The organism is Thalassospira profundimaris WP0211, assembly GCF_000300275.1.
Classification (GTDB): domain Bacteria; phylum Pseudomonadota; class Alphaproteobacteria; order Rhodospirillales; family Thalassospiraceae; genus Thalassospira; species Thalassospira profundimaris.
The window spans coordinates 258,700-270,691 of the sequence record NZ_AMRN01000002.1 but is presented as its reverse complement, the minus strand read 5'-3'; the positions used below and the strand labels follow the sequence as shown (position 1 = coordinate 270,691).

Annotated in this window: 15 protein-coding genes; 14 read left to right on the top strand and 1 reads right to left on the bottom strand. The window is 64.7% G+C overall.

From position 1 onward, the window contains the following. Nucleotides 1-18: 18 nt before the first annotated feature. Nucleotides 19-774 (bottom strand): hypothetical protein, encoded by a 756-nt coding sequence (locus TH2_RS05455; protein ID WP_008889406.1) that lies wholly within the window; start codon nt 772-774, stop codon nt 19-21. 552 nt (nt 775-1,326) lie between these two features. Between TH2_RS05455 and TH2_RS05445 the strand changes: the two genes are divergently transcribed. The 14 genes from TH2_RS05445 (at nt 1,327) to TH2_RS05385 (ending at nt 11,776) form a co-directional block, all read left to right on the top strand. Then, entirely contained in the window at nt 1,327-1,773 is a 447-nt protein-coding gene (locus TH2_RS05445) for a DUF2924 domain-containing protein (RefSeq protein ID WP_008889405.1), read from the top strand. Next, nucleotides 1,770-3,080, top strand: a complete 1,311-nt coding sequence (locus TH2_RS05440) for a recombinase family protein (protein WP_008889404.1) — start codon at nt 1,770-1,772, stop codon at nt 3,078-3,080. The genes TH2_RS05445 and TH2_RS05440 overlap by 4 nt, the downstream gene beginning before the upstream one ends. Beyond that, the gene (locus TH2_RS05435; protein WP_008889403.1) at nt 3,080-3,514 is read left to right on the top strand and encodes a hypothetical protein; all 435 of its coding nucleotides are present in this window, start codon (nt 3,080-3,082) and stop codon (nt 3,512-3,514) included. Before TH2_RS05440 ends, TH2_RS05435 begins: the two co-directional genes overlap by 1 nt. A gap of 236 nt (nt 3,515-3,750) precedes the next feature. Continuing rightward, nucleotides 3,751-3,948, top strand: a complete 198-nt coding sequence (locus TH2_RS05430; protein WP_008889402.1) for a helix-turn-helix transcriptional regulator — start codon at nt 3,751-3,753, stop codon at nt 3,946-3,948. A gap of 146 nt (nt 3,949-4,094) precedes the next feature. Next, on the top strand, nt 4,095-4,433 hold the full coding sequence (locus TH2_RS05425; protein ID WP_040822915.1) for a hypothetical protein: 339 nt from the start codon (nt 4,095-4,097) through the stop codon (nt 4,431-4,433). Continuing rightward, complete coding sequence (locus tag TH2_RS05420; RefSeq protein WP_008889400.1) at nt 4,433-4,924, top strand: hypothetical protein; 492 nt, start codon at nt 4,433-4,435, stop codon at nt 4,922-4,924. The genes TH2_RS05425 and TH2_RS05420 overlap by 1 nt, the downstream gene beginning before the upstream one ends. Then, nucleotides 4,921-5,217 carry a hypothetical protein gene (locus TH2_RS05415; RefSeq protein WP_008889399.1) on the top strand — a complete coding sequence of 99 codons (297 nt, stop codon included), beginning with the start codon at nt 4,921-4,923 and terminating at the stop codon, nt 5,215-5,217. Before TH2_RS05420 ends, TH2_RS05415 begins: the two co-directional genes overlap by 4 nt. Next, complete coding sequence (locus TH2_RS05410) at nt 5,217-6,098, top strand: ATP-binding protein (RefSeq protein ID WP_008889398.1); 882 nt, start codon at nt 5,217-5,219, stop codon at nt 6,096-6,098. The genes TH2_RS05415 and TH2_RS05410 overlap by 1 nt, the downstream gene beginning before the upstream one ends. 2 nt (nt 6,099-6,100) lie before the next feature. Continuing rightward, nucleotides 6,101-6,721 carry a hypothetical protein gene (locus tag TH2_RS05405; protein WP_008889397.1) on the top strand — a complete coding sequence of 207 codons (621 nt, stop codon included), beginning with the start codon at nt 6,101-6,103 and terminating at the stop codon, nt 6,719-6,721. 12 nt (nt 6,722-6,733) lie between these two features. Beyond that, nucleotides 6,734-8,413 (top strand): DEAD/DEAH box helicase, encoded by a 1,680-nt coding sequence (locus TH2_RS05400; RefSeq protein WP_008889396.1) that lies wholly within the window; start codon nt 6,734-6,736, stop codon nt 8,411-8,413. Then, nucleotides 8,410-8,625, top strand: a complete 216-nt coding sequence (locus TH2_RS21695; protein ID WP_147250607.1) for a hypothetical protein — start codon at nt 8,410-8,412, stop codon at nt 8,623-8,625. The genes TH2_RS05400 and TH2_RS21695 overlap by 4 nt, the downstream gene beginning before the upstream one ends. Further along, the gene (locus TH2_RS21690) at nt 8,618-8,824 is read left to right on the top strand and encodes a DUF6511 domain-containing protein (protein WP_008889395.1); all 207 of its coding nucleotides are present in this window, start codon (nt 8,618-8,620) and stop codon (nt 8,822-8,824) included. The genes TH2_RS21695 and TH2_RS21690 overlap by 8 nt, the downstream gene beginning before the upstream one ends. Next, nucleotides 8,824-9,588: an isoleucyl-tRNA synthetase gene (locus TH2_RS05390; protein ID WP_008889394.1), complete on the top strand. Its 765-nt coding sequence runs from the start codon at nt 8,824-8,826 to the stop codon at nt 9,586-9,588. The genes TH2_RS21690 and TH2_RS05390 overlap by 1 nt, the downstream gene beginning before the upstream one ends. Beyond that, complete coding sequence (locus TH2_RS05385) at nt 9,581-11,776, top strand: AAA family ATPase (protein WP_008889393.1); 2,196 nt, start codon at nt 9,581-9,583, stop codon at nt 11,774-11,776. The genes TH2_RS05390 and TH2_RS05385 overlap by 8 nt, the downstream gene beginning before the upstream one ends. Nucleotides 11,777-11,992 lie beyond the last annotated feature (216 nt).

The window sequence follows — 11,992 nt, the reverse complement described above, 5'->3', positions numbered from 1 at the left end:
GCGCCCCCGCATGATATGTTAAACGTTCTCACCGGCCTTGCTCCTGATCTCGAACTCTTTTCTGACTTTCTTCAGCGCAACGGCGGTGAAGCCTACGAGTTTCTTCTGAGAGATGTCCTTCCCCTCGCTGTAGACGCTTTTGCCGAGCCAATCCTTGGCGAAGGGGCGCATGATCATAGTGGACTCCGCACAGTGCCGCCGCACCGCGTCATCGAACACGGCCATGTCGCCGACCGATTGAACGACGTTTCCCGGACCAAGATGTCTGGGTATTTCCCGGTCTAGGTAGTACTGGATGGTCCGTTCCGAGAAGTTGGTCAGGAACCGCTGAGAAAGTTCGCCGAATTTTTCGGGCCCGACGAAGGTGGCGAGGGTCGTTCGCACATCTTCCCGGGTCGGTTCCCAAAGAGACGGCAAGCGCTCTTCGATCAAGCTGTAAAGCGCCGAGATTCCGGCCTGTCGAGCCATCTCGCCAAGGTCGGTTACATCACCGTCGGACCTGCGTTGGACCGCCTCGATCGCCGCATCGTAACCAGCAACGAGGTCGGTCGCGCTCGGATTGTCCGGGGCCGCGACCCCTACGGCCCGCAACGCTTCCGAGAAACTCTCGGCCTTGGCCGCTTGGGGGATTTTTACCAGAAGCCACAGCGCCTCAACGAAGGCCTGGTCCTTGAGGGCCCGAGTCAGCGCCGCTTCCGTTGCCTTCGTAATCGCTTCGACCAGTTCCGTCGCTGAAGCCGTCCCGGCCACCAGGAGATTAATGATCTCAGGCAATTTTCTCGACGCTGGTGGCGAACCGAGACGTTGATGGCCCAATGGCGTACCTCACATTTTCTTTCTTGTCCTTGCCATGATAGGGCGACGTTTTCGCTCGCACCACGTTCCGATTCGCGCTGTTACGATCATATGAGGCTCTCCGAATGGTGGCAATGCTCAAGAAGTATTCTCTGAGCCTTTACCGCCTGTAGCGTGTAGGCGTGACTTCCCATTGAGGGTCTTTTCGTCATCCACCGCGTGGGCTCCTTTGTTTTCGAACCTCTTCGCTGGGGCAGGTTTTTGTTTTGCTTCAACAAAATCAGCCGCTTAATTTGACTATCGGCCGCAACTAAAGACCGATACGCCGATGCACAACGCCCTCTCCCCCGACCGCATGTCCGCCGCTGAGCGCCTGGAAGAACTGGCGTCGATCCTGGCTGCCGGGGTGGTTCGCCTGCGGACCCGGAAGTCAAGGCGACTATCCGCGGACCACGGAGAGAGTTGCCTACACTTCTCGCCCGACCAATGCCGTCATGGATCCACCGAAACCAACGCGGAGGAATCCATGCCATGACGGAATCTATCATTGCCCGAATCGCCACGCTGAAGAACACCTCGACGCCAGACTTGAGGGGCATGTGGCGGGATCTGTTCGAGACCGAACCGCCGCGCCAGAACCGACGATTCCTGGAGAGCCGGCTTGCCTACCGCATCCAGGAACTGGAATATGGGGAACTCCGGCCCGCTACCATCGAACGCCTGGAAGCGCTGGGCGAGGATCTGGACGGCGGCAAGATGGAGGTCCGCCGCAAGCGCACTGACGACCGGCCGATCGCCGGCACGCGGCTAATCCGCGAGTTCCAGGGCGTCGAGCACTGCGTCACCGTGCTGGCCGACGGCTTCGAATACCAGGGCCGCCCCTACAAGTCGCTGTCGGCCATCGCCCGGTCCATCACGGGCACCCGTTGGAACGGCTGGGTGTTCTTCGGGCTGCGCAAGTCGGGAGCGGGCCAATGAGCAAGACTCCCATCCGCAAGCAGCGCTGCGCCATCTACACCCGCAAGTCCTCGGAAGAAGGCCTGGACATGGAGTTCAACAGCCTCCATGCCCAACGCGAATCCTGCGAGGCCTATATCGCCAGCCAGAAGGCGGAGGGCTGGGTGTTGGTTCCCAATGCCTATGACGACGGCGGCATCTCGGGCGGCACCCTGGAGCGGCCCGCCCTGCAGCGCCTGCTCGCCGACATCGAGGCCGGCCGCATCGACTTGGTGGTGGTCTACAAGATCGATCGCCTGTCACGCTCCCTGATGGACTTCGCCAAGTTGGTCGACGTCTTCGACCGCCATGCGGTGACATTCGTTTCGGTCACCCAGTCCTTCAACACCACCACCTCCATGGGGCGCCTCACGCTCAACATCCTGCTTTCCTTCGCCCAATTCGAGCGCGAGGTCGCCGGCGAGCGCATCCGCGACAAGATCGCCGCCAGCCGCAAGAAAGGCATGTGGATGGGGGGCAATCCGCCGCTCGGCTACGACGTCAAGGAGCGCAAGCTGGTGGTCAACGCCGAGGAGGCCGCCACCGTGCGGGCAATCTTCCAGCGCTTCCTTGATGTCGGCTCCACCACCATCCTCGCTCGCGCCCTGGCCGCCGAAGGCGTGATCACCAAGCGCGGCAAGCCCTTTAACACGGGTTACCTCTACAAGATGCTGAACAACCAAGTTTACATCGGCATGGCTGTCCACAAGGGCACGGCCTATCCCGGCGAACACGAGGCTATCATCGACCGCGACCTATGGGACAAAGTCCGCGCCATCATAAAGGAGAGCCCCCGGACCCGCGCCAATCACACCCGCGCCAAGACCCCGGCGCCGCTCAAGGGCCTGATCTTCGGTGCCGATGGCCGTGCGATGACGCCGACCCACACCCGCCGAGGGGACAAGCTTTACCGCTATTACATTGCCGCCGCTCTGATGAAGGGGGAGGAGAACCCCGACATCGTTCGCCGGGTGCCAGCCGCCGAGATCGAGGCGGCCGTCATCGACCATGTCCGCGGGCTGTTGCGGGCGCCGGAAGTGATCGTCGCCACCTGGCGCGCGGCGCGCCGACAGGACGACGGGATCACCGAAACCGAGGTCCGGGGCGCCCTGCACGATCTCGATCCCCTGTGGGACGAGCTTTTCCCCGCCGAACAGGCCCGGGTGCTTCAGCTTTTGGTCGAGCGGATAGAGGTCCACAAGCATGGCCTCGACATCCGCTTCCGGGTCGATGGCCTGCGGACCCTGGTCGCCGACATCCGGGCCGCCTCCGAGCCGAGGGCCGCGTGATGCGCGAGCCGACGATCAGGCCGCCGAAGATCGACGATGGCGGTAAGACCCTGACCATCCATGTGCCCATGACCTTCGCCACACGCGGCGGGCGCAAGCTGGTGGTGTCGCCGGACGGGGTGCCCTCCTGGGCAAAGCCCCGGACCCGCGTCGACAACACCATGGTCAAGGCCCTGGCCCGGGCCTTCCGCTGGCGCAGGCTGCTGGAAAACGGCGCTCACGCCACCGTCGAGGACCTCGCCCGGGCGGAGAAGATCAATACCTCCTACGTCAGCCGCATCCTGCGTTTGACCCTGCTGGCCCCGGACATCGTCGAGATGATCCTCGACGGCCGCCAACCGGCGGACCTCACCATGGCCAAGTTGATGCAGCCGTTCCCTCTCGAATGGGAGGAGCAGCGGCGTCTGTTCCTCGAAAAAAACGACAGCCGATAGCCGCTTCAATCCGTCCATCCGAAGACGGCTGCGCGGGCGCACGTCACAGGCCCGGCCCCTCCATGTCACAACCCGACCCACCGTCGCCCCGAAAACCGGGGCTTTTTCGTGGCCAGATGTCACAAGAAAAACCGACCCTGACTATATAACGAACCCCGCACTCCATTGAAAATAAACGCAATTCCTCGGGCGTCAACGAGCCGGGGAGCGGCAGAAAGATTTTCGAGGAGTGTCACATGACGATCAAGCACCTGCATCAGGTCGAACTCGCCAAGCGATGGAGCCTCAGCCCGCGCACCCTGGAGCGCTGGCGCTGGCTCGGCCAGGGCCCCCGTTACCTGAAGATCGGCGGACGGGTGGTCTATCGGCTCGAAGACATCGAGGCCTACGAGGCAGAGCATCTGGCCGGAACCGAAGAAGGCCAGAAAAAATGATACCCGCACCTTCCTTCTTTTTCGCTCCGTTTCGCCAGCGAAATCCCGCGAAGTCATTCGTAATGAACAAGAATTCGAATGGGGGTAGCACGGAACAACCACGCAGTGACACCCCATTCGACACGAAAGACCGGAGCGACGTCCCGATGATCATTTCCCTTCGACAGGCCGATCCCGTGCCGATGATCCGCGAGGTCGACTTTTGCGCCTGGCTCACCCAGGCCGCGCCGGGTGACGAGTTCGAATACCACCGTGGCTTTCTGGTGCTGGATATCACGCCGTTCGGCTCTCCCATGGACGGCGAAGCTCGGGCCGAGCTGGCCCGCGTCTCCGACCGCGCCTTCGATCTTGCGGAACGGGACTTCGTTCATCTGGTCCAGCGACGGATCGGCCCCGGCGCTTTCGCCTACCTCGCCATCGCCCGGCCGCACCCCCGGAACACTCCTTTGGAATTCTCAACCTTGATGATCGAGGAGGCCGCGTAATGCCCTTTCCCGACAACCATCCGACCATTGCCGATCTCACCCGGCTGGAGGTCCGTGACATCGCGGCCCTTCCGGCCGACGTCCTGGTCGACCTGCAGCAGGAAGCGGACGGCGCCCTGAAGGCGGCGAAGACGGGCAAGGCCCGGCTCGACGAGGCGCTCGCCCTCAAATACGCCGCCCGGGCTGCCGCGCTACGGGCGCACCAGGGAAAGGACACCGGCACGGTCCGGGTCGAAGACGGCGCCGTAACCGTGGTCGCCGACCTTCCAAAGAAGGTCGATTGGGATCAGGCCCAACTGGCCGCCCTGGTCGAGCGCATCCGCGCCGAGGGCGACGACCCGGCCGAGTATGTCGACATCGCCTTCAAGGTTCCCGAACGCAAGTACGCCGCCTGGCCGAATGCCATTCGCGCCGCTTTCGAGGCTGCTCGCACGGTTCGGGTCGGCAAGCCCTCCTTCCGTCTTTCCCTGAACGATGAGGTGTCCAAATGACCGCCAAGACCAAGCTCGACCGCCTGCGCGAGGACAACTGCTTCCTCACCGAACTCCCCGATGCGATCCGCATTCCGCCTCTGGGCGAGCGGCGCGAGGAAGTAACCAAGCCCATGGAGACGGCGTCGCTCGACGACATCGCCTTCGCCCAGTTGGCGCTGCAGAGCAGGTCCTCGGCCCTCTACGCCGAGATGGACTCCCTGCGTCGGCTCTACGACCTGGCGCGCAAGAACGGCGCGGTCGGGGCCGACAACGCCCTCGACGCCGTGGCCGAGAAGAAGGAGCGCAAATAATGGTGCTCCCCATCATCTCCGCCGACGAACGTCTGGCCGAACGGCGTGGCATCAAGGGCACGATTTTCGGCAAGTCCGGGATCGGCAAAACCTCGCTGCTGTGGACGCTGGATGCGCCATCGACCTTGTTCTTCGATCTAGAGGCCGGCGATCTCGCCATCGAGGGCTGGCCGGGCGACACCATCCGCCCTCGGACTTGGCAGGAATGCCGCGACTTCGCCGTCTTCATCGGTGGGCCGAACCCGGCGCTTCGCGAAGACCAGGTCTACAGCCAGGCGCATTTCGAGGCGGTCTGTGATCGCTTCGGCGACCCGGCGGCGCTGGATAAGTACCAGACCGTCTTCATCGACAGCATCACGGTTGCCGGACGGCTGTGCTTCCAGTGGTGCAAGGGCCAGCCGCAGGCGGTCTCCGAGCGTACCGGCAAGCCCGACATGCGCGGCGCCTACGGCCTGCACGGCCAGGAGATGATCGCCTGGCTCACCCACCTGCAGCACACGCGAGGCAAGAACGTCTGGTTCGTCGGGATCCTCGACGAGAAGCTCGACGACTTCAATCGGCGCGTCTTCACCCCCCAGATCGACGGCTCCAAGACCGGCAACGAACTGCCCGGCATCGTCGATGAGGTCATCACCATGGCCGAAGTCAGCCAGGGCGACGGCGAGCCGTTTCGGGCCTTCGTTTGCCAGACACTGAACCCCTTCGGCTTCCCCGCCAAGGATCGCAGCGGGCGTCTCGACCAGATCGAGGAACCCCATCTCGGCCGCCTGATGGAAAAGATCGGCGGTCCCGTCAAACCGGCGAGCGAGCGGTTGGTCTTCGACCGCCCCGCCGACACCCCCGACACCCCCGACCCCCAAGACAATGAAGGAGCGTCCTGACCATGACCGGTGCGTGGAACGACTACAACGATGCGGAGTCCCAGAACTCCTTTGATCTGATCCCCAAGGGCACCATCGTGCCCGTGCGGATGACCCTCAAGCCCGGCGGCTATGACGATCCGTCCCAGGGTTGGACGGGCGGCTACGCGACCCGCAACGAGACCACCGGCTCGGTCTACCTGAATGCCGAGTTCGTCATCCTCGAAGGCGCCCATGCGCGGCGCAAGGTCTGGTCGCTGATCGGGCTGTTGAGCCTGAAGGGTCCCGAATGGGGCAACATGGGCCGGTCCTTCGTGCGCGGCATCCTCAACTCGGCGCGCGGACTGTCGGACAAGGACAACTCCCCCCAGGCCCAGGCGGCGCGGCGGATCAATGGCTTCGCCGATCTGGACGGCATCGAGTTCCTGGCCAAGATCGACGTCGGCAAGGATGCCAACGGCGACGCCAAGAACGAAATCCGCTTCGCCGTCACGCCGGACACCAAGGACTGGAAGGCGTTTCAGGAGAACGGAGGAATCTGGCGTCCGGCCGGTGGCGCCCCGACCGCTTCGTCGGCCTCGGCAGCCGCTGCTCCCGCATCACAGCCTGCCGCCAATCCTGGCCGTCCGGCCTGGGCGCAGTAGGAGGGTGGGCCGATGCTTCTCCGTCCCCGCCAGAAGGTGTTCGTCGAGCGCGCCGTGGATGCGCTCGATGAGCACGGCAACACCCTGGGCGTCGCGCCGACCGGTGCCGGCAAGACGATCATGCTTTCGGGCGTGGTCGGCCGGATGCTGGAGGGCACCGACGCCAAGGCGGCCGTGCTCGCCCATCGCGATGAACTGACGGCGCAGAACGTGCTCAAGTTCGCCAAGGTCAATCCGAAGATCAGCACGTCGATTGTCGACTCCCGCACCAAGTCCTGGCGGGGGCGGACGACCTTCGCCATGGTGCCGACCCTGGCCCGGTCCGCCAACCTCGATCTCCTGCCGGCGCTCGATCTGCTGGTGATCGACGAGGCGCACCATGTGGCCGCCGACAGCTACCGCAGGATCATCGACAAGGCGCGGGACCGCAATCCGGATGTCCGGGTGTTCGGCGTCACAGCGACGCCCAACCGGGGTGACAGACGAGGGCTGCGGCCCGTCTTCTCCAACGTCGCCGACCAGATCAGCATCGGCGAACTGATCGCCTCGGGCCATCTCGTGCCGCCGCGCACCTTCGTCATCGATGTCGGCGCGCAGGAGGCGCTGAAGAGTGTTCGCAAGACCGTCGACGACTTCGACATGAAGGCGGTCGACGCGATCATGAACACGGCGCCGATCACCGAAGCGGTGATCCGCCACTGGCGCGAGAAGGCGGGCGATCGGCAGACCGTGGTGTTCTGTTCCACGGTCGATCACGCCCGCAACGTCACCGAGGCCTTCCGCGATGATGGCGTGGCCGCCGGCATGGTCCATGGTGACATGGGCGAGGCGGAACGCCGCTCGGTGCTGCGTGCCTTTGAGAAGGGAGACACCCAGGTCATCGTCAACGTGGCGGTGCTGACCGAGGGCTGGGATCATCAGCCGACCAGCTGCGTCGTGCTGCTGCGCCCCAGTTCCTACAAGTCCACCATGATCCAGATGGTCGGGAGGGGCTTGCGCACCGTCGATCCAGGCGAGTTTCCGGGTGTGGTCAAGACCGATTGCATCGTTCTCGACTTCGGCACCTCGACCCTGCTGCACGGCTGCCTTGAGCAGGACGTCAATCTCGACGGCAAGACCGGTGACGGCGAGGCCCCGACCAAGGACTGCCCGGAGTGCGCCGCTCAGGTGCCGTTGGCACTCCGCGAATGCCCCCTCTGCGGCTACCTGTGGGAGTCCGCCGGCTTGGGCGACGGCGAGGCGACGCCGCTTGCCGATTTCGTGATGTCGGAGATCGATCTCCTGAAGCGCTCCAGCTTCCGCTGGTGCGATCTCTTCGGCGACGACGCGGCATTGGTGGCCAATGGGTTCAGTGCCTGGGGCGGCATCTTCTTCCTTCATGGCCGCTGGCATGCCGTCGGCGGGGCGAAAGGACAGCGCGCGCGGTTGCTGGCCGTGGGCGAGCGCACCGTTTGCCTGGCGGCGGCCGATGACTGGCTCAACGAGAACGAGACCGACGAGAGCGCGCACAAGACCCGCTCCTGGCTCAACCAGCCGGCGACGGAACGCCAGCTTCAGTATCTGCCACCTCAGTTCCGCCAGGACTTCGGCCTGACCCGCTATCAGGCTTCGGCGCTGCTCACCTTCCAGTTCAACAAGGGCGCCATCACCAATCTGGTGGCTTCGGCGGCCGACATTGGGAGGGCGGCATGATCCATGGCTTCTTCATCCGACACTGCCGCCACCCGTCTGCGCCTCTGGCATCCGCGTGGTGCGTTCTGTGCCGTCTGTCGACGTCCAGCCCGTGGCTTTGGCTGGTTCGACCCGGTGCCATCGAAACGGCCCCGGCCCTCGGTCTGGTTCTGCTCCATGAGTTGCCAAGGCTTCTGGTCGCGTTTGGCGAAGGAGCGCTGGGGCATGGTTGATCTGACCGAACAGGAACAGGCCGCGATCCGCGCCGCCATGAAGCCGCTCGCCGAAATCATGGAGGAGATCGGCTGGCAGATCCGGCTGGTCGACCTCACCGAAGCGCAGGTCCTCACCCTGATCGAGGTCGCCGTCGGTGGCTTTCAGGACGCCATGTTGGCGACGGCCAAGGCCGAGGACACGGAGATCCCTTTCTGATGCTCGATTACAACCACTCGGCAACCGTCGCCGAGCGGATCAACGCGCTCATCGACGAGGCCCTGGAGGCGGAGAACGCCGCGAGGCCGTCGCGGGACTATCTCGGCGGATCCCGTTTGGGCGTGGCCTGCGAGCGTGCCTTGCAGTTCGAGTATGCCGACGCGCCGAAGGACGATGGCAGCGACTTCGACGGTCGGACGTTGCGCATCTTTGCCGCCGGTCATGTGTTCGAGGACCTGGCCATCGGCTGGCTGCGCAAGGCTGGGTTCGATCTCTACACCACCAAGGGCAACCGCCCGGACGGCGAGCAGTTCGGTTTCTCCGTCGCCGACGGGCGCATCCGCGGCCATGTGGACGGCATCATCAATGCCGGTCCCGTGCTGACCGGGTTCCCGGCGCTTTGGGAATGCAAGTCGCTCAACGACAGGTCCTGGAAGGATACGGCCAAACGGGGTGTGGCGGTCTCGAAACCGATCTATGCGGCCCAGATCGCCACCTATCAGGCCTACATGGAAGCAAGCGTGCCGGGCATCTCCCAAAACCCGGCGCTGTTCACGGCGATCAACAAGGACACCGCCGAGCTGCATCACGAACTGGTGCCGTTCGACGGCGGCCTGGCCCAGACGGCGAGCGACAAGGCGGTGCGCATCATCCGCGCCACCGAGGCGGGCGAGTTGCTGCCCCGCATCGCCCAATCCGCCGACTTCCACGAATGCCGGTTCTGCGCCTGGTCGGATCGCTGCTGGAGGTCGGACCATGGTTGATACGCCGCCGACCGAGGACAACGTCATCGACTTCGAGCGTTGGCGTGACTTCAACGACGCCGAGCCCCAGCGCCTCGACGATAGCCGACCCTGGGATGGGGCGGAGACCACCGAGGAGATCAAGACCCGGATGCTGGTCAACCTGCGGGGCGTGCTTTCCTACCTGCTGCCGGGCGGTGCGTTCCAGGGGGGCAAGTTCCTGGTCGGCGACGTCCAAGGCAATCGCGGCGACAGCCTGTCGGTGGAACTGGCCGGACCCAAGGCCGGCATGTGGCACGACTTCGCGACCGGCGAGGGCGGCGACATCATCGGCTTGTGGGCTGCGGTTTCCGGCCGGGATACGCGCACGGATTTCCCCGCCATCATGGACGACATCCGCGAATGGCTCGATGGCCGCAGCCGGACACTCCACGACGATCGCGCGGCACAGGCCAAAGCGCCGCCGACGGATGATCTCGGGCCGGTCACCGCCAAGTGGGACTATCACGACGAGGACGGTCGGCTGATCGCCTGCGTCTATCGTTACGACCCTCCCGGCGGCAAACAGTTCCGGCCCTGGGATGTGGTCAACCGGCGTCTCAAAGCCCCGGAGCCGCGCCCCCTCTACAATCGACCCGGCATCAAGGCCGCCGATCCGGTGGTTCTGGTGGAAGGCGAGAAGGCCGCCCAGGCGCTCATCGATGCCGGCATCTCGGCCACCACGGCCATGAACGGGGCCAAGGCGCCGATCGAGAAGACCGACTGGTCGCCGCTCGACGGCAAACGGGTGCTGATCTGGCCCGACAAGGACGGCCCCGGTTGGCAGTACGCCATGGCGGCGGGACAGGCCGTGTTGGCCGCTGGCGCCCGGTCGGTGTCCGTTCTGCTACCGCCCGACGAAAAGCTTGAGAAATGGGATGCGGCGGACGCGGTCGACGACGGCATGGACGTGGCCGAGTTCATCGCCACCACCGAACGCCAGACCCTCCGTTCGGAGAATGCCACTCTCGACCTTTCGGACTGGCATGCCACTCGCTATTCCGGCGATGCGCCCGAGCAGCGTTTTCTGGTCGAAGGCTCGTTCCCCATGGGCATGGTCTCGATCCTGGCCGCCATGGGCGACACCGGCAAGGGCATGATGACCCTCGACCTGGCGCTGTCAGTGGCGACCGGCAAGGCGCGTTCCGTCTCGGTCAGCCCTGAGCCGATGGCTTTCGGTGGCCCGGTGCGCGCGTTCGGCACCGCCGTCATCTTCACCGCCGAGGATGACCAGGGGGAAGTCCATCGTCGCTTGCAGCGCCTGGACCCGGACGAGCTTCGTCTCAAGGCACCCGAACGGCTGATCGTCGTGCCGCTGCCCAATGCGGGCGGGCCGATCCCGCTGGTGGTGTCCGGCAAGGACGGCCCCGAAATCACGCCCCAGTTCCGCATGGTGCGCGATCAGATCATGAGGCTGCGCGATCTCAAGCTGGTGGTGTTCGACCCGCTGGCGTCCTTCATCCATGCCGACGTCACCTCCGATCCGGCTGCCGGCAGTTTTGCGACGGGCCTGTTGGCGAGCCTCGCCACCGAAACCGGCGCGGCGGTAATCGTCGCCCACCACATGCGCAAGCCCCAGGGCAATCGGCCCATCGCCTCGGTCGAGCAAGCCCGTGACGCCGTGCGCGGCACCAGCGCCATCGTCGATGGGGTGCGCATGGTCTATGCGCTCTGGCCCGCGCCCGAGGAGCATCAGGGGTACATCTTTAAGGCGCTCGAAGAGCCCTTTGCCCGCAACGCCGTTTTCCAGGGCGCGGTGGTCAAGGCCAACGGCCCGGCCGATCGGGCCATCCGTACCTTCCTGCGCGCGCCGACCGGGCTGCTGGTCGATGCGACCGAACGCCTGCGGGCCGTCCGCCGGCCCGAGCAGGACCTGATGGATGCCCTGGTCGAAGCCATCGCCCGTGCGGCCGAGGACGGTCACCCCTACACCCATACCGGCGGCACGGGGCTGTTCAAGCAGCGCCACCGCTTGCCCGTCGTATTCCACGACATGGCGCGCAACAAGATCGAGGGGCTGGTCCAGGAGATGCTCAACGGCCGGCCGCCCATCCTGGTCAAGGGCATGGCCGAAGGCTCGAAGGAACTCAAGTGGCTGGACGTTCCGGCCGGGCCGTTTGCGCGGGGTGTCGGGCGGTTCGTCCATGGCGCCCACGAGACCGGGGAGTGAGGACCATGCGTGCTCCGTTCCCAGCGTTCCCAGAGCTTCCTGCCCAAGCGGATGGGGGGCGGTTTCCGTTCCCGGTTCCCAGCTTCCCAACGGGAATTCCCAAGATTTTGTGCCCTCAAATCCGCATCAAGTCATTGAACCCATTGAATAAATCAGCTTCCCAAAAATCTCGTTCCCATCCGTTCCCAACCAAGGAAAAACGTAATGATTTCAACG

Bases quoted from the DNA above. Each gene is read 5' to 3' on its own strand.
- TH2_RS05445 (WP_008889405.1), top strand. From the start codon at position 1,327: ATGACGGAATCTATCATTGCCCGAATCGCCACGCTGAAGAACACCTCG.
- TH2_RS05440 (WP_008889404.1), top strand. From the start codon at position 1,770: ATGAGCAAGACTCCCATCCGCAAGCAGCGCTGCGCCATCTACACCCGC.
- TH2_RS05435 (WP_008889403.1), top strand. From the start codon at position 3,080: ATGCGCGAGCCGACGATCAGGCCGCCGAAGATCGACGATGGCGGTAAG.
- TH2_RS05430 (WP_008889402.1), top strand. From the start codon at position 3,751: ATGACGATCAAGCACCTGCATCAGGTCGAACTCGCCAAGCGATGGAGC.
- TH2_RS05425 (WP_040822915.1), top strand. From the start codon at position 4,095: ATGATCATTTCCCTTCGACAGGCCGATCCCGTGCCGATGATCCGCGAG.
- TH2_RS05420 (WP_008889400.1), top strand. From the start codon at position 4,433: ATGCCCTTTCCCGACAACCATCCGACCATTGCCGATCTCACCCGGCTG.
- TH2_RS05415 (WP_008889399.1), top strand. From the start codon at position 4,921: ATGACCGCCAAGACCAAGCTCGACCGCCTGCGCGAGGACAACTGCTTC.
- TH2_RS05410 (WP_008889398.1), top strand. From the start codon at position 5,217: ATGGTGCTCCCCATCATCTCCGCCGACGAACGTCTGGCCGAACGGCGT.
- TH2_RS05405 (WP_008889397.1), top strand. From the start codon at position 6,101: ATGACCGGTGCGTGGAACGACTACAACGATGCGGAGTCCCAGAACTCC.
- TH2_RS05400 (WP_008889396.1), top strand. From the start codon at position 6,734: ATGCTTCTCCGTCCCCGCCAGAAGGTGTTCGTCGAGCGCGCCGTGGAT.
- TH2_RS21695 (WP_147250607.1), top strand. From the start codon at position 8,410: ATGATCCATGGCTTCTTCATCCGACACTGCCGCCACCCGTCTGCGCCT.
- TH2_RS21690 (WP_008889395.1), top strand. From the start codon at position 8,618: ATGGTTGATCTGACCGAACAGGAACAGGCCGCGATCCGCGCCGCCATG.
- TH2_RS05390 (WP_008889394.1), top strand. From the start codon at position 8,824: ATGCTCGATTACAACCACTCGGCAACCGTCGCCGAGCGGATCAACGCG.
- TH2_RS05385 (WP_008889393.1), top strand. From the start codon at position 9,581: ATGGTTGATACGCCGCCGACCGAGGACAACGTCATCGACTTCGAGCGT.